Here is a 16,503-nt window from a genome sequence, read left to right on the forward strand (position 1 = left end):
TGCCAAGATCATTGGTGCCGACCTGGAGGCGCTACGTGCCACGGGTGCGCCGGTCGGGATCGTCGGCTCCGTTGCCGCCGTGCATGAGCTGGGCGTCGAGGGCCTTGTTCGTGAGACGCTGCCGCGCATCGAAGAGATGTTGCTGGCCGGGACCACGACCATCGAAAGTAAGAGCGGCTATGGGCTGACGACCGACAGCGAGCTGGCGATGCTGCGTGTCAATCGCGAGCTGGCCTCTCGCGCGTCGGTCGATATCGTCAGCACGTTCCTTGGTGCACATGCCGTGCCGCATGGATCAAGCCGGGCTGACTACGTTGATCTCGTCGTGAATGAGATGATCCCTCGCGTTGCTGACGAGCAGCTGGCCGAGTTCTGCGATGTGTACTGTGAGCCGGGCTACTTCGAGCCTGACGATACTGAGCGTATTCTCGAAGCGGGTCTCGCAGCTGGGCTGCGGCCCAAGGTGCACGTCGACCAGTATTCGCATACCGGCGCAATCAACACTGTTGCGCGCCTCCGGTGTGTATCGGCAGATCACCTCAATTACACAACCGAAGCCGAAATGCGCCGGTTGGCCGAGGCTGGAGTCGTTGGCGTTCTGATGCCATCGATCGACTTTGCGGTCGATCATCCGCGGTTGGCAGACGGGCGCTCGATGCTCGACGCGGGTATGACGATCGCTCTGGCAACTGACATCTGCCCCGGCGGCTGGATGCCGAGCATGCAACTGGCAATTGCACTCGGCTGTCGCTATTACCGGCTGTCACCAGCCGAAGCGATTCTGGCCGCGACGATTGGCGCAGCGGCTGCTGTCGATCGTGCAGGTGTCGTCGGGAGTCTCACCGTCGGAAAGCAAGCCGACGTGCTGGTGCTCGACATCGAACGCCATGAGGATCTTGCCTACCGTTTTGGACGCAACGCGGTCCGGACAGTCGTGAAGAATGGCGCAGTCGTTGTGGACGATGGCCGTCGCGTCACGGCGCCCTCGGCGGACGAAAGCCGAAGAACACAACCAGACGCTTGATTCGGCCGTCCTCATCGAGGTCAGCGAAGTTGACACCCGCGTTCACGACATCACCGAGTGGCGTGAGGATGCGCCATTCAAACCGCAAGAACTGATCGGTTATGTCGAATGCCCCACTCAGTGTCGGGGTCGCTGTTCCGTAATACTCGCGCTGAATCCGGCCGATATGAGCGTTGACCTCGTCGCGTCCACGCAGGCACATCTCCGGTAGGATGACTGTGCAGTCGTCGGCCCAGACGCGCTCCAGCATCGCGATCCGACGCAATTCATCTGGCTCGATGAGGCTGCTGGCGTAGTTGTCAATCACGTCTTCGTGCGCACTCATACCTGACTCCTCGGGACTCAGCAGTTCCGATGGGCCTGATTCGTTGTATCGAGGAGTTGATTTTACGTGGAATAGGGTGTGTGTGCAGGGAAGAGAGGTGCTGCGGTGCGGATATTTCTCGTTGTTTGGTCGTTTCGGCTGATCGGTAAGGGGCGGGAAGATGAGTCGAGGTGGTCGGTGCTTTCGGGCGATGCATCTGCATCAGCCGGACGGATGGTTGTCGCCGGGGTTTGTCGCGACTGACGACGTGGGTGTCATCACTGCGGTGAGTAGCGAGCCGATCGACGGTTGGGCTGATGGCGACATTGAGCGGCTAGACGGCTTTGTCGTGCCGGGGATGCCGAATGTGCATTCGCACGCGCATCAGCGCGGTCTGAGCGGGCGCTCCGAGCCGCCGACCGATTCGACGGCTGAAGAGAGCTTCTGGACGTGGCGCGAGCGGATGTATGCCTTCGCGAACCGGATTTCGCCCGATAATTTCGAGGCGATCGCGGCGCAGGCATTCCTGGAAATGGCGAAGGCCGGATACACCACGATCGGCGAGTTTCACTATCTGCACAACGCGCCGGATGGGTCGTTGTATGCGGACCCATCCGAGATGGCGCAGCGAGTGCTGGCGGCAGCCGAGCAGGTCGGGGTCGGGCTGACGCTGCTGCCGGTGCTGTATACGCGTGCCGGGGTTGGACGCGCGCCCGAGGCAGAGCAGCGCCGATTCATCCTCGATGGCGACGCGTACGCTGAGATGGTCGAGCGGCTGATTACCGAGAGTGCGGACTCGGCGCAGGTGTCGGTCGGCATCGCGCCGCATTCGATCCGGGCGGTGGATGTCGAGGAGTTGAGTGGCGTCGTTGCCGATCTGGCGCGAGCGTACCCTGACGCACCGATCCACCTGCATGTGGCGGAGCAGATGCGTGAGGTGAACGAGTGCCTTGCGACGCTCGGCGCTCGGCCGGGCGAGTGGCTGCTGAGCAACCTCGACATCGACGAGCGCTGGACATTCATTCATTCGACCTATTGCGATGCCGACGAGCGCCGCGGCATGCAGGAGCGCGGTGTCATTGCCGGGCTGTGCCCGACGACTGAGGCGGGGCTGGGAGACGGTATCTTCCCGCTGGGCGACTATGTGGCCGCAAACGGCCTGTGGGGGATCGGAACCGACAGCGACTACGTGCTGAGTGTTGCCGAGGAGCTGCGACTTATGGCGTTCGTCCAGCGCCTGACGAACCTGAACCTGAACATTCTGCCGCGTCGCGCAGTAGGCGGGGTACAGCCGGGTCGGCAACTTTTCGATCAGGCGCTGGAGGGCGGAACACGCTCGCTGCGGCAGCCGATTGGCGCGTTGACGCCGGGCATGCGGGCCGACTTCTTTGTGCTCGATCCCAATGATCCGAAGCTGGTCGGACACGGGCCCGAGACGGTGCTGGACGGGTGGATCTTCAGCGGACCGTCGACGGCGGTGCGTGACGTGATCGTTGGCGGGCGCGCTGTCATCCGCGATCGACATCACGGTCAGGAAGACGCGATTTTCGCTCGATACAGAACGGTCATGAAGCGATTGGGCGAGGAGTGAGTGACCGGCGCGCCAATGACGCGCCGATCCGATGAGTTTAGCTTTCGAGGCGGCGACCGAACGCCGAGCGGCCGGCGAACTTGCCGGCGTCGCCGAGGTGTTCCTCAATGCGCAGGAGCTGGTTGAACTTCTCGACGCGATCCATGCGCGACGGAGCGCCGGTCTTGATCTGGCCTGCATTCGTCGCAACGACGAGGTCGGCGACGAATGAGTCGGACGTCTCGCCGGAGCGGTGTGAAATGACGGCAGTGAAGCCGTTGCGATGGGCCAGGTCGATGGCATCGAATGTCTCGGTCAGCGTGCCGATCTGATTCAGCTTGATCAGGATTGAGTTGCCGGCGGCCTCGCGAATACCGCGTGCCAAACGTTCAGTGTTGGTGACGTAGAGGTCGTCGCCGACGAGCTGCACCTGGTCACCCAAACGGGCCGTCAGCGCCTTCCAGCCGTCCCAGTCATCTTCAGCGAGGCCGTCCTCGATCGAGATGATGGGGTATTCGGCGCGGGCATTGGCGTACCAGTCAATCATCTCGTCGGCAGTGAGCGTGCGGCCCTCGCCGCGCAGGTTATAGACGCCATCCTCAAAGAGCTCGGTCGACGCCGGGTCCATCGCCAGCATGACGTCGTCACCGAGTTTGTACCCGGCGCGCTGAATTGCTTCAGCGATGAGGCTGAGGGCTTCGGCATTTGAGCCCAGGCTCGGCGCGTAACCACCTTCGTCACCGACCGAGGTCGAATAACCGTGCTCACTAAGAACGGCCTTCAGGCTGTGGAACACCTCGGTACCCCAGCGCAGGCACTCCCGATACGAGGGAGCGCCGACCGGCATGACCATAAACTCCTGGAAGTCGACACTCGAACCTTCGGCGTGCTTGCCGCCATTCAGGATGTTGAACATCGGGACCGGCAGCGTTGCGGCGTTGGGTCCGCCGAGGTAGCGGTAGAGCGGCAATTGCGCGGACTCGGCGGCGGCGCGGGCAACGGCGAGTGAGACACCGAGGATCGCATTTGCGCCGAGATTGCCCTTGTTCGGGGTGCCATCAAGATCGATCATGATCTGATCGACATGGCGTTGATCGACCGCGGACTCGCCCTGCAGCGCGGGTGCGATGACGGCATTGACGTTGTTGACTGCGTTCTGGACACCCTTGCCACCGTAGCGGGACTTGTCGCCGTCGCGCAGCTCGACGGCTTCGAACTGGCCAGTGGACGCGCCAGACGGTACCGCTGCGCGGCCAAAGGAACCGTCGAGCAGGGTGACATCTACTTCGACAGTTGGATTGCCTCGTGAATCGAGGATCTCCCTCGCCCAGATCGACTCAATAGCCGTATCTCCCCAACCTGACACTGTCGAGCTCCTCCCGCTACCATCGACGTGACGAACCAGTGCACGCACGCGTGTATGAATCGTACTTGTTTTCAACATCGCCGCTATGCTCTGATCCGGGTGGTGACGGTCGTGAGACAGCCGTTGCAGGGCGATGTGTTGACGACAGGGGACGATGTGCATTCGACAAAAGAACTGACTAGCGACATGTTCTCGCTGAAAGTCGAAGGACGTGAGGTCGGCATTCCGGACCTGTTTCCGGGCTTCGATGACCGCGACCGACTGGGGATTGTCGTCCGTGAGCCGGGCGGCTCGTTCGGGGCGAGCGTGTTGACGCTGGCGACGATCACGGCGTTTTACGACATCCAGCGCCAGCGCGCTGAAGCATTCTTCATCTACGCTGACTACTTTGTGTTTCACGTCGGGCAGCAGCACGGCAACCACTCGATGATCGATATCTGGCCGGATCACAAGGAAGTGGTTGTCGAGGATGATGCGGAGGCGTTGCTGCGAGCGATCAACGACCGTGCCATCACCTGCCTGCTCGTTCCCGATGGGCAGCCAGGCAATCCGACGTTCGGCCGGTCGACGGTGTCCGGTGGATGCCTCCGTTCGGCGTTGGCCTATGACGCGAGCGGACGAGTTCGGAATGCGGACGTTGTGGCAGTTGGTAACGCCGTCAGCGAGAAATATGTTGCGGCAGCCGTCGGCGAAACGGTGCAGCTGGACGAAGCCGCGAGGGCATCGATTCTGGCATGCCGGGAGCAGCTGATCGAAGGAGGACGTCCGGTCGAGCATTACCGGCGCATTGACCTGGAGACGGCGAGAAGCCTGCTGGAACCATCGTGATGGTGTGAACGACAGCGAGCGACCTGCTAATTCAGGGAAGTTTCTCTCCTGCGTACGACCGCATCCAGCTGTTGGGAGATCTTTCACTGCGGGTCGAAAAGACAGGATACGGGAGTGACTGTCGTGCCAAGGTGTTGTGTACTCCGGCACGGCAGCAGTCTCCTGATTCTGTCATTTCGAGCGCGCACGCGAGAAATCTCCCCCTGCGTTGGACTGTGGTGAGCGGGTGGGAGATCTTTCGGCTGCGGCCTCAAGATGACAAGGTACAGGGGTGGCGGCTGCTTCCAACAACGCGACAAATTGACGCTGATGAGCCGCTGTGCGTCCGTAGCTGGCCTCGCGTTGATTTCCGGGGGTCGGCGGCGAATCAACTACGACGGTATGCGGTGGGGCATTGGAGAGGGCTCAGCCACCAGCCTGGACGCGGACCAATTGGTACATGTGACCTGTCTTAATTCCTATCGCGTTACGATATAGCATACGAGCAGCACTTTCAGGGACTGAGCTGGCGGGAGGCAGGCGGGGATGAGCGATACGTTGGCGGTGCGATTTCTGGCGGAGCATGAGCAGACGGCGAAGGCGATTGCCGAGTCGTTCGCGGAGTTTGTGCACGGCGCGCAGAAGTCGCTTGATCTGGCCGTCTACGATATGCGGCTCAGCCCGGAGGTTGCCAGGATCGTTGTGATGGCGCTTGCCGAACGAGCGCAGGCCGGGGTGCGGATCAGGATCGCCTACGACGCTGACAAGCCGGAAATGCCGGATCCGATGAACGGGTTCGACCCGGCTGAGTCGGGCACCGGGATGTTTGTCCAGTCGCTCGGTTATCCGTGGCGACGCATCGGCGGTCGGAAGCTGATGCATCACAAGTACGTCATTCGCGATGCTGGGCACGCCGACGCCGTCGTCTGGACCGGCTCGACGAATTTCACGGACGACTCCTGGACGCTAGAGGAGAACAACATTCTCACGCTGCGGTCACAGCAGATCGCCGACTGGTACATGCGCAACTTTCATGAGTTGTGGTCGGACGGCAACTTTGAGGGCAGCGGTGATTTCGAAACTGCGCCGGTTGAGTTGCGCTACAACGACGACTCGGCCGAGGTCGCCGTCGAGTTCTCGCCGGGACGTGGCGAGGAGATCGACGATCGGATCGCCGAGATTGTAGCGGGCGCGAAAGACCGCGTTGTGATCTGGAGCATGCTGATGAATTCGTCGTCGTTGCTCAAGTCGCTGCAATCAGTGCTGGATGCCGACGCCGTGCCAGTGAGCGGCCTCTACGACTGGACGCAGCAGGCTTCGGTGCTCGATCAGTGGCAGTCGGTGCCGCAAAACCACTGGAAGATCCCGGCTATCAAGGGCATCGTGCAGCGCGCCGGCCTGGTCGGGAAGATCTCGACGCCGTACAGCCCGACAACGCCGCACGACTTCATGCATGCGAAGGTGCTGGTCGTCGATCAGACGGTTATCACCGGTTCGTACAACTTCAGTCGCAGTGCAATGCAGAATGCCGAGAATATCCTCATCATCGATTCTGCGCCGTTGGCGGAAAGCTACGTTGATTTCGTGGGGCATCTCACGGAGAAGTATCGCGGTGAGTCGCGGCCTCTGTAGTCGGCTACAACAGCCTCCCCAGCGCGGACTGTGTTGAACGATTGGGAGATCTCTCACTGCGGTTCGAGATGACAGGAGAACGGGTCAGCCGCCTGAGCGGCGTGCTCGGCGCATGGGTACTGGACAGCACATTCAATTCGGCATGAGCACTGACCATAACAGGGTGCGATTGCTATACTGCATGCTGATATTTGACGCAGCGTCGATGGAGACGGGTTGCGGAGTTGGACTCCGACAGGGATGCCAGGCCGATACGACTGAGAGCCGGCTCGGACGCCCACCGCGACATTCACTCCGGAGCTGGACGGTGAACACCCCGCGTGGGCAAAGTGTCGTCTACGGTCGCTCACCGTTAGCGGAGCGTGCATTGGGTGCGGCATGGCCGAGCCCAGGCAACTGAGACCGGTTGGTGAAAGCCGCCGGTGAATCAGGGTGGTATCGCGAGATCGTTCTTCGCCCCTGGCGGAGAGCGGTCTTTTTTTGATTCTGAATATTGCTATTACAAATATTGCTCGGGACGATAAACCTCCGCGGACGGGAAAGGAATGAGCACTTGAGCACGACACTGGAGAACTTGCACATCGACGCGCTGGCGACACTCGAAAGCGTCAGGGATGAGGCCGGGCTGGCCGACTGGCATCGCGACGTGCTGGGACGCAAGGGATCACTGAGCGCGGCGATGCGCGAGCTGGGCAGCCTCGATGCGGACGAGCGGCGCGAGCGAGGGCGCGAACTGAACGAGCTGAAGCAGCAGCTAGAGGCGGCATTCGAGGCGCGGCAGGACGCGATCAAGGCGGAAGCTCTGAACGAGCGGCTGCGGACAGAGTCGATCGACGTTACGCTGCCGGGGCGCACACCGTTTGTCGGCAACCTGCACCCGCTAATCGCGATGATCCGGGAAGTGTCGGACGTGTTCGCGCACCTCGGGTTCCAGACCGTTGAAGGGCCGGAAGTCGAGCTGGCTGAGTATTCGTTCGACATGCTCAACATCCCGAAGGACCATCCAGCGCGGGATGTCTGGGACACGATCTTCATCGAATCCGACACCGTCGAGATCACGCTGCGTCCGCATACCTCGCCAATGCAGATCCGGACGATGATGCAGCAGGAGCCACCGGTGCGGGTGGTCGTGCCGGGGCGCACCTATCGTTACGAGGCACAGGACGCGACGCACGAGTGGCACTTCCATCAGGTCGAAGGGTTGGCGGTCGATCGCGGCATCACGATGGCGGATCTGAAGGGCACGCTGGCCGAGTTCGCGCGGCAGATGTTTGGCGCGGAGCGCAAGGTGCGGTTCCGTTGCGACTTCTTCCCGTTCGTTGAGCCGGGCGTTGACATGTCGATCGACTGCCCGTTCTGCGGTGGCCGCGGCTGCCGGACCTGTAAGAACAGCGGCTGGATCGAGCTGCTGGGCGCGGGGATGGTGCATCCGAACGTGCTGAGTAACGTCGGTTACGATCCGACGGTGTACTCCGGCTGGGCGTTCGGCATGGGCGTCGAGCGGCTGGTGATGCTGAAGTACAACGTGCAGGACATTCGCCTCTTCTCGGCGAACGATCTCCGTTTCCTGGGCCAGTTTGCGCGGGCGCGCCTGTAGCGCTGTCGTTGTTGACGAGGATGAAGTAACGGCGCAGTGCTGAAGCGCGCCTGGAGGGAAACACGATGCAGGTCCCAGTTCGCTGGCTCCGCGAATACATTAGCGTAGATCTACCGACTGCCGAGATCGCGCGTCGGATGACGATGGCCGGGCTTGAGGCCGAGAGCGTCAGGCAGATCGGTGCTGAGTGGGAGAACGTCTACGTCGCTGAGGTCGTCGCTGTCGAGCGGCACCCGGATGCCGATCGCTTGGTGCTGGCAACGGTCCATGCCGGGCCGCATCAACTCACCGTCGTGACTGGCGCGCCGAACATCGCTGCCGGGCAGCGGGTCGCGCTGGCGCTGGCGGGAGCCCGGCTGATCGATCCGTATGCCGATACGTTGCAGTACAAGACACTCAAGCCGAGCAAGATCCGGGGGATCAAGTCGGAGGGCATGGTCTGCTCGGAGAAAGAGCTGGGCATGTCCGAGGAGCACGAGGGCATCCTGGTGCTGCCAGATGCTGCGCCGGTCGGTGCGACCTTGCAGGAGTACCTGGGTGATGACGTGATCGAGTTCGAGATCACGCCGAACCTGGTGCATGCCTTCTCGATTGTCGGCATCGCGCGCGAGCTGGCGGCGATTGTCGACACGACGATCACGCCGCCAGTGCTGGCGGATCTCAGTGCAGTCGCGCGAGACGATTCGCTCGTCACGATCGACGCGCCCGATCTATGTGGTCGCTACGCGTTCGCGATTATCGAGAACGTGACGGTCGGGCCGTCACCGCAATGGATGCAGCAGCGGCTTACGCACGCTGGCATGCGGCCGGTCAACAACATCGTCGATCTGACGAACTACATCATGATCGAGCTCGGTCAGCCGATGCACGGGTTCGACGCGGATAAGGTGACCGATCAGCGCATCATCGTCCGACGTGCGCAGCACGGTGAGCGGCTTGAGACGCTCGACCACGTCAAGCGTGAGCTGGACGAAGAGATGCTGGTAATCGCCGATCCGCAGGGAGCGGTGGCGTTGGCCGGCGTGATGGGCGGCGTCGAGAGCGAAGTGTCGGATACCACGACGCGCGTGCTGCTGGAATCGGCGTCGTTCAGCGATAAGCCAGTGCGGCGTGCAGTTCGCATCCTCAAGCTGCCGTCTGAAGCCTCCTCGCGATTCCAGCGCGGCGTTGATCCGAACCTGGCCTGGACGGCATTGGAGCGCTTCGCTGCGCTGCTGAGCAAGATCGATCCCGGCGCGAAGCTGACGCTCGTGGCAGACGCATATCCGGTCCCGCGTGAACGCTCGGTCGTGCGCATGCCGTACTCCGAGGTGGAACGGCTGCTGGGGATGCAGATCCCACTCGATACCGTCGTGCAGATTCTTGGCCGGCTCGACCTGCAGCCGATGGTTGAAGAGGGCGATGGTGGGCCGGTCGTGGTTGTGTCTGCGCCAACCTACCGGCGCGATATCAATATCCCGGCGGACGTGGTTGAGGAAGTCATTCGTATTTATGGATACGAGTCGCTGCCTGAGACCCTGCCGACTGGTGGTGCCGTGTCGATCGTGCGCGATCCGGCGCGGCTGACCGACCGAGTGGCGCAGGATGCGCTCGTCGCGGCGGGGCTGACGCAGGTCATTACGTACTCAATGGTTTCGGATGCCGACCTTGTCCATATCTCGGCCGCCGGGGGCGAAGTTCCCGATGTGCTGGGTGCCTACCCACGACCCGAGGCGGACTTCGTTCGGGCGACGAATCCGCTGCGTGCCGACTGGGAAATCATGCGGCCGACGCTGATGCCGTCGCTGCTGAAGATCGTTGCTGAGAACCGGAAATACGTAGAGCGGGTGGCGATTTTTGAGACAGCCCGAACCTATCAGCCACGTGGCCGCGATGAGCTGCCGGACGAATTGCGCTCGGTTGCAATTGCGCTGAGTGGTGCGCGCGACCCGGAGTCGTGGTATCGCAGGGACGAGTCGGACCTGGACTTCTTCGACCTGAAGGGTGTGATCGAGTCGTTGGGCCGTCGGCTCGGTGCGGGTGAGCTGAAATGGGTCGCAGTGGAGCATCCGTCGATGCAGCCGGGTCGCTCGGCTGCGATTGAGCTCAATGGCATCCAGATCGGCATCGCCGGTGAGATTCATCCGCTGGTGGCCGAACGATTCGAGGTGACGGGTCGGGTCGCATTCGCGGAGATGGATCTGACGTCGTTTGCGGATTCGCTACTGGAGACTTGGAGCGTCGCGACCGTCTCGCGATTCCAGCCGATCCGGCAGGACTTCGCGGTCGTCGTGGACGAGGCAACTGCGGCGGCGAGCGTGCAGCAGGCGATCCTGGATGGCGCGCGACCGCTGGCGACCGACGCGACGCTGTTTGACATCTACCGCGGCGAGGGTATCGAAGCTGGCAAGAAGAGCCTGGCCTACCGGGTCACGCTGTCAGCGCCGAACCGGCAACTTGCCGAGCATGAAGTCGAGCGCATCCGCACTCGGATTACGCAGAGCGTGTCGAAGCGCGTCGGTGGGGCGCTGCGCGGGTGAGTGAATCGAGAACGACGCTGGCACCTGATCGCGAAAGTGGTGGGCGGGCGAGTCGCGGCGCGCGTCCAATCGAGCGCGTGCGGGGCACGCACGACCTGCTGCCCGACGATCGATCTGTTATCGAAGCGCTGCGCGGCTCGCTCGTTGCCAACGCCGGACGGTACGGCTATCGCGAGGTGGAAACGCCGGTCGTTGAAGCGACCGAGCTGTTCTTGCGGAAGTCCGGCGGTGAGCGGGTGGCGCAACTGTATGCCTTCAATCATCGTGGACGCGATCTGGCGCTGCGACCCGAGTTCACCGCATCTGTCGTGCGGCTGTATGTCGAACGGTTGCAGTCGGAGCCGTTGCCGGTGCGGCTCGCTTACTCAGGGCCGGTCTTTCGCTACGAAAAGCCGCAAGCTGGTCGGTCGCGGCAGTTCACCGAGTACGGTTGCGAACTGATCGGTGCGGCTGGGCCGCTGGCTGATACCGAGATCATCAACCTGGCGATCGATGGTCTGCGCCGCGCTGGTGTCGAACGGATGCGGCTGGTGCTCGGGCACATCGGCGTCGTTGTTGGCTATCTGAGCGCGCTACAGATTGATCAGCGGGCGCAGGACTGGCTGACCTGGAGCATGGAACGACTGCGCAAGGGGGATGATTCGGCCCACGAGCTGCCCCCGCATCTGGCGCGCTATGAACGCGTCGAAGCGGACGCGGCGCTGGTCGATGATGGTCTGGACGGACTGAGTGAGCAGGCTCTGGTCAGCGTGTTACGTCAAGCAGGCATCAGCTTCGATGGCGGCATCCGTGATCCGGAGGACATCGCGCGCGGATTGATGCGGAAGCGGCGACGGCACCACGATGTTGCCGTGCTGCGCGAGGCTGCCGACTTCGTCACGGCGTTGACGCGGCTGTCGGGCCCGCCAAGCGAGGTGCTGGAGCCGTTGCACGAGCTGGTTCGCGGGCACGGGCTGTCGGCTGACCCCCTCGCCGAGCTGGAACAGATCATTGCGCTGCTGGAAGCAAATGGGTTCAGCCGCGACGATATCACGATCGATCTGGGCATGGGGCGTGGCCTGCACTACTACACCGGCATGCTATTCGAGATATATGGCGAGGACGGCCGGGGCCCTCAGCTATGTGGCGGCGGACGATACGACGACCTCGCTCAGGTGCTTGGCGCACGCAACGCTGTGCCGGCCTGTGGGTTCTCGTACGGACTGGAACGGGTGCTGACGTCTGCCGGGGCGGTTGCTGTCGGGCGTCCGAGTCCGACCGTTGTCGTCGTTCCGGGTGATGATCCTGGCGCGGGGATGCGGCTGGCGGATGCATTCCGCGCGGCGGGATGGATGGCGCTGCTCGATCTCCGTGGTCGGAATGTTGCTGCGACGCGCCGCGCTGCCGAGCGCCAGGGCGCGACGATCGTTGCCAGCCTCGTTGACGGACGAATCGAGATAACGACACTTGTTGATGGATCGACAATGATGGTCGATGCCGTCCCGCCCCCGACTGAGGAGGACGCCGGATGACGGGTGACGCGCTGCGGATTGCGCTGTCCAGCAAGGGAGCCTACGAGACATCGACAGCGGACTTCCTGGCGAAGGCGGGGCTTGGCTACTGGCGGCCGAACCCACGGCAGTACGTCGGTCGGATGCCGACTGTGCCCGAGGCTGAGGTGCTGTTTCAGCGACCGGAGGACATCGTCCATAAGGTGGCGGACGGCAGCGCCGACATTGGCATCACCGGCTACGACCTCGTCGCCGAGCACGCGGCGGAGCATCCTGACGTCCACGTCATCGTGCCGGATCTGGGTTTCCGCCGCTGTCAGGTTGTGCTGGCGGTGCCGGAATCGTGGCTCGACATTACGACAATCGACGATCTCGCCGAACTCTCGATCGATTTGAAGCGCCAGGGACAGCCGTTGCGGGTCGCGACGAAGTTCACGAACCTGGTCAGTGATCACCTCTATCGCAACGGGGTGAACTACTTCAGCCTGATCGACGCGCACGGCGCGTTGGAGGCTGCACCGGCCCTGGGCTACGCCGACTTGATCGCCGATCTGACCGAGACTGGTGTGACGCTGCGCGACAATCATCTGCGGGTGCTGGAGGGTGGCGTTGTTCTGCGGGCGCAGGCGTGCCTGATCGGGAACGCGCGAACGTTGGGCACTGGGCGGCGGATGCACCAGGCACGCGTCGTCATCGAGCTGATTGAGGCGAAGCTGCGCTCACGGACGTTCAGGATTGTTACCGCGAATATCGCCGGTGCATCGCCGGAAGAGGTGGCGGCGCAGGTCATCAGCAACGTCGACCTGGCAGGTGAGACCGGACCGACGGTGTCGCCGGTCTTTCCGAAGGTCGTGCAGGTCGGCGCGGAGCACTGGTTCTCGGTGAGCGTGATCGTGCCGGACGACTGCATGCTGGCAACGGTCGATCATCTGCGCTTCTCCGGTGCGCGTGGCATTACGGTGGGCACGCCGGACTACATGTTTGATACGGACTCGAACGCCTTCGTCGAGCTGGCGGAGGCGGTGGAGCAGCGAGGGAATGAGGCGTACCGCCCATGGTAGTGCGGACCTACACCGGCATTGATGCCGGGCGTCAGGCGATCCTGTCGCGTCGTGAGCTGCGCGATGCGCCGCTTTCGCCGCGCATGCGCGAGGGTGTGCGGCGCGTCTTCGGCGAGGACCTGACGGCGGACGAGGTTGTTCGCCGCATTCTTGACGACGTGCGGCAGCAAGGTGACCGCGCACTCCTGCATTACACGGAGCAGATCGACGGCGTTGTGCTGAGTGCCGTTGAGGTGTCTGACGCGGAACTTGACGCAGCCTTTGACCAAGTATCCAGTGACGTTGTCGATGCGCTGAAGACAGCGGCGGATCGGATTCGCCGCTTCCATGAGCGGCAGCACATCGATCCCTGGATTGATGCGCAGCCGGAGGGGATTCTCGGGCAGCTCGTCGTGCCGCTGGAGCGGGTGGGCGTCTATGCGCCGGGTGGCAGCGCGCCGTATCCGTCGTCGCTGCTGATGACGGCGATTCCGGCGGCGGTAGCAGGTGTATCTGAGGTCGTTGTCTGCGCGCCGCCGGAGAAGAACGGCCAGATCGCGCCGGTCACGGCAGTGGCAGCGCGGATCGCTGGTGTATCACGTGTATTTCGCGTCGGTGGGGCGCAGGCGATTGCGGCGATGGCATACGGAACGACCAGTGTGCCGCGCGTCGACAAGATCTTCGGGCCGGGCAACATCTTCGTCGTGCTGGCGAAGCGGCAGGTCTACGGTGAGGTGGCGATCGATGCGCTGCCGGGTCCGACTGAGACGGTACTGATCGCCGACGGGTCGGCGACGGCCACGCTGTGCGCAGCGGATATGCTGGCGCAGGCTGAGCACGATCCGATGGCGAGCGCGATTCTGCTGACGACTTCGTGCGAGCTGGCGGCATCGGTGCGAGGCGAGCTCGAATTGCAATTGCGGACGCTGGAGCGCGCAGCGGTCGCACGTGAGTCGTTGGGCGAGAACGGCGCGATTGTCGTGCTCGACTCGCTGGAGGATGCGATCGCGTTGGCGAACGACTATGCGCCGGAGCATCTCTGCCTGCTGGTCGAGGACCCGTGGCGTTGGGTCCCGGCGGTGCGGCACGCCGGTGGCATCTTCCTTGGCGAGAGCTCGCCGGAGGTTCTCGGCGATTACACGGCTGGCCCGAGTCACGTCATGCCTACTGGACGAACCGCGCGCTTCTCGTCGCCGGTGAACGCATCGGACTTCGTGAAGTACATCTCGCTGATCGGGCTGAACGAGCGCGGGCTTGAGGCATATGGCCCGGCAGCGGCACGGATCGCTCGCGCCGAAGGGCTGACGGCACATGCGGCGGCGGTGGAGCGGCGGCTGGAGCTGATGCAGCCAGAGTAGCGCGGGTAGTGGACAGGTGCGAGGTGGAGGTTGTTTCGTATCGGATTGGCGTGTGTGGCCCTTTGCGCGGTCGCATATTTCCGGATGGGTGTATGCAATACGCCCCTACATTTGGTCTTCCGCGATACTAGATAGTTGTGCCGCAGACTAGTATATTCGGTGCGAGGCACATTGGGTACGTAGGGGCGTATTGCATACGCCCGGCTAGACACGTGAGCGGCACGGGTAGCAGCGATCCGGCGTAGCGGCCACGAGGATTGACGCGACAGCGGCCGGAGGCCAGGATTCTCCCGCCAAGACGCGCAGCGTCTTCTACCCCGGATTACCCAACCGCTGGAGTGCCTGGAACACGCGTTCTTCGATGCTGAGGCCGTCGCGTTCCTGGACGATGTTGAGTGCGCCGCGCGCTTCGGTGAGCGAGTAGCCGAGGGCTTCGAGTGCGGCGAGTGCTTCGCGGTCGGCGGTGTCGAGGGGGCCGCCGCCGGAGGTCGGCAGGACTTCGGGCAGCTTGCGCTTCAAGTGGAAGACGATCTGCTCGGCGGTCTTCTTGCCGATGCCGGGTATACGCGACAGCGTCTTGACGTCTTCGGATGAAATGGCGGTATAGATCGCTGCTGGTTCGTCGAACGACAGGATGTTCAGCGCAACGCGTGGGCCGATACCGGAGACGGCTAGCAACAGCTGAAACAGCTCCAACTCATCCTGCTCGACGAAGCCGTAGAGCGTCAGCGCGTCCTCGCGGACAACGAGGTGGGTGACGAGCGCGACGCGGTCGCCGACGCCTCCGGCAGCGCTGGCGGATCGACCGGAGGTTAGCACCCGGACGAGGAAGCCATGCAGATCCACCACCAGCGCGGACGGCTCGACGGCGGCAATGACGCCACGAATACCTGCGATCATGCCGACACCTCCTCGTCAATCTCGTTCAATCGATAGACACGTTCGGCGTTGGTGCCGAGGATGGCCGGTGCGTCGTTTGGTTCCAGGATGGTGCGCACGCGGCGCAGCAGGCGACCCTGCTTCAGGACAGCGTAGTCGCTGGCGAACAGCACTCGGTCTGAGCCGACGATGTTGACGACCGACCGGAACACGTCGTCGCGATACAGGTAGGTCGTAGCGGCGGAATCGTAGACGACGTTGCGGGTGACCTGCTGGACGGCGCGATTCAGCTCGTAGAACGGCAGGCCACCGCCCCAATGGGCCAGCACGACCGGCTGGTCCGGATAGGCGGTCAGCAGATGGATCATGCGCTCAGGTGTCGCGGTGCCTTTGCCTGGGTAGAGGTGACCGACCGGCTCGGACGTGTGGATCATGATTGGACGGTTGCGTTCACGGCAGACACCCATCAGCCCGGCGATCGAGGCGGTATCGAGCAGATCGAGCCCCTGTGCGTCGGCGTTGAGCTCGCCAATGCCGGCTGCGCCAAGGTCGAACGCGCGCTCGGCGTCGCGGGCGGCAGACGGATCGTGCGGGACGACGATGCCGAGAAACTCGATCCGACCTGGATAGTTGCGGCGAGCCTCTGCCATCCACTCGGTGTGTGCGCGGCAGATACCGGGGTCAGCCCAGGGGAAGCCGCAGGCGATCGATGTATCGACGCCCGCCTCATCCATGCTGGCGATCAGGTCCTCGGGTGAGGCGAGCAGGTAATCGGGACGTTCGTAGAGCGATCCGAACCAGGCGTCTCGCTGTCGATAGCTCTCACGGTCGGCAACGACATCCGGCAGGAAGATGTGGACGTGCGCATCAATGACTCGGTCTGCCATCGTGGATCACGTCACAAAGACGACGTAGCC

At 63.0% G+C, this 16,503-nt stretch carries 13 protein-coding genes; 9 read left to right on the forward strand and 4 right to left on the reverse strand.

The window, feature by feature from the left end; translation table 11 throughout:
• On the forward strand, window positions 1-1,024 hold a 1,024-nt coding region (hutI, locus tag M9890_12530; GenBank protein MCO5177774.1), incomplete at its 5' end, for an imidazolonepropionase.
• Here hutI and M9890_12535 read toward each other — a convergent pair.
• Window positions 975-1,349 (reverse strand): hypothetical protein, encoded by a 375-nt coding sequence (locus M9890_12535; GenBank protein ID MCO5177775.1) that lies wholly within the window; start codon window positions 1,347-1,349, stop codon window positions 975-977. The two genes, hutI and M9890_12535, sit on opposite strands and share 50 nt — an antisense overlap.
• Before the next feature lie 160 nt (window positions 1,350-1,509).
• On the opposite strand from M9890_12535, the gene M9890_12540 reads away from it, so the two are divergent.
• Entirely contained in the window at window positions 1,510-2,919 is a 1,410-nt protein-coding gene (locus M9890_12540) for a formimidoylglutamate deiminase (GenBank protein MCO5177776.1), read from the forward strand.
• A gap of 37 nt (window positions 2,920-2,956) precedes the next feature.
• Here the strand turns inward: M9890_12540 and eno are convergent, their stop codons facing one another.
• On the reverse strand, window positions 2,957-4,264 hold the full coding sequence (gene eno, locus M9890_12545) for a phosphopyruvate hydratase (GenBank protein ID MCO5177777.1): 1,308 nt from the start codon (window positions 4,262-4,264) through the stop codon (window positions 2,957-2,959).
• 111 nt (window positions 4,265-4,375) lie between these two features.
• On the opposite strand from eno, the gene M9890_12550 reads away from it, so the two are divergent.
• From M9890_12550 to hisD, 7 genes are all read left to right on the forward strand, one after another.
• Window positions 4,376-5,092 carry a hypothetical protein gene (locus M9890_12550; GenBank protein MCO5177778.1) on the forward strand — a complete coding sequence of 239 codons (717 nt, stop codon included), beginning with the start codon at window positions 4,376-4,378 and terminating at the stop codon, window positions 5,090-5,092.
• A gap of 525 nt (window positions 5,093-5,617) precedes the next feature.
• Window positions 5,618-6,703, forward strand: a complete 1,086-nt coding sequence (locus tag M9890_12555; protein MCO5177779.1) for a phospholipase D-like domain-containing protein — start codon at window positions 5,618-5,620, stop codon at window positions 6,701-6,703.
• Window positions 6,704-7,256: 553 nt separating this feature from the next.
• Window positions 7,257-8,300, forward strand: a complete 1,044-nt coding sequence (gene pheS / locus M9890_12560; protein ID MCO5177780.1) for a phenylalanine--tRNA ligase subunit alpha — start codon at window positions 7,257-7,259, stop codon at window positions 8,298-8,300.
• Between the two features lie 65 nt (window positions 8,301-8,365).
• Window positions 8,366-10,819: a phenylalanine--tRNA ligase subunit beta gene (gene pheT, locus M9890_12565; GenBank protein MCO5177781.1), complete on the forward strand. Its 2,454-nt coding sequence runs from the start codon at window positions 8,366-8,368 to the stop codon at window positions 10,817-10,819.
• Entirely contained in the window at window positions 10,816-12,330 is a 1,515-nt protein-coding gene (gene hisZ / locus M9890_12570; GenBank protein MCO5177782.1) for an ATP phosphoribosyltransferase regulatory subunit, read from the forward strand. The genes pheT and hisZ overlap by 4 nt, the downstream gene beginning before the upstream one ends.
• Window positions 12,327-13,370: an ATP phosphoribosyltransferase gene (gene hisG, locus M9890_12575; GenBank protein MCO5177783.1), complete on the forward strand. Its 1,044-nt coding sequence runs from the start codon at window positions 12,327-12,329 to the stop codon at window positions 13,368-13,370. Before hisZ ends, hisG begins: the two co-directional genes overlap by 4 nt.
• Entirely contained in the window at window positions 13,364-14,707 is a 1,344-nt protein-coding gene (gene hisD, locus M9890_12580; GenBank protein ID MCO5177784.1) for a histidinol dehydrogenase, read from the forward strand. Before hisG ends, hisD begins: the two co-directional genes overlap by 7 nt.
• Window positions 14,708-15,019: 312 nt before the next feature.
• On the opposite strand, the gene ruvA is transcribed toward hisD, so the two are convergent.
• Both ruvA and M9890_12590 read right to left on the reverse strand, forming a co-directional pair.
• Window positions 15,020-15,607, reverse strand: coding sequence for a Holliday junction branch migration protein RuvA (gene ruvA, locus M9890_12585; GenBank protein MCO5177785.1), 588 nt, complete (start codon window positions 15,605-15,607; stop codon window positions 15,020-15,022).
• Window positions 15,604-16,473 carry an amidohydrolase gene (locus M9890_12590; protein MCO5177786.1) on the reverse strand — a complete coding sequence of 290 codons (870 nt, stop codon included), beginning with the start codon at window positions 16,471-16,473 and terminating at the stop codon, window positions 15,604-15,606. The genes ruvA and M9890_12590 overlap by 4 nt, the downstream gene beginning before the upstream one ends.
• Window positions 16,474-16,503 lie beyond the last annotated feature (30 nt).

The organism is Thermomicrobiales bacterium, from assembly GCA_023954495.1.
Classification (GTDB): domain Bacteria; phylum Chloroflexota; class Chloroflexia; order Thermomicrobiales; family CFX8; genus JAMLIA01.

Coding starts and splice junctions, on each gene's coding strand:
- M9890_12535 (MCO5177775.1), bottom strand. CDS start 1,349: ATGAGTGCGCACGAAGACGTGATTGACAACTACGCCAGCAGCCTCATC.
- M9890_12540 (MCO5177776.1), top strand. CDS start 1,510: ATGAGTCGAGGTGGTCGGTGCTTTCGGGCGATGCATCTGCATCAGCCG.
- M9890_12555 (MCO5177779.1), top strand. CDS start 5,618: ATGAGCGATACGTTGGCGGTGCGATTTCTGGCGGAGCATGAGCAGACG.
- pheT (MCO5177781.1), top strand. CDS start 8,366: ATGCAGGTCCCAGTTCGCTGGCTCCGCGAATACATTAGCGTAGATCTA.
- hisG (MCO5177783.1), top strand. CDS start 12,327: ATGACGGGTGACGCGCTGCGGATTGCGCTGTCCAGCAAGGGAGCCTAC.
- hisD (MCO5177784.1), top strand. CDS start 13,364: ATGGTAGTGCGGACCTACACCGGCATTGATGCCGGGCGTCAGGCGATC.
- ruvA (MCO5177785.1), bottom strand. CDS start 15,607: ATGATCGCAGGTATTCGTGGCGTCATTGCCGCCGTCGAGCCGTCCGCG.
- M9890_12590 (MCO5177786.1), bottom strand. CDS start 16,473: ATGGCAGACCGAGTCATTGATGCGCACGTCCACATCTTCCTGCCGGAT.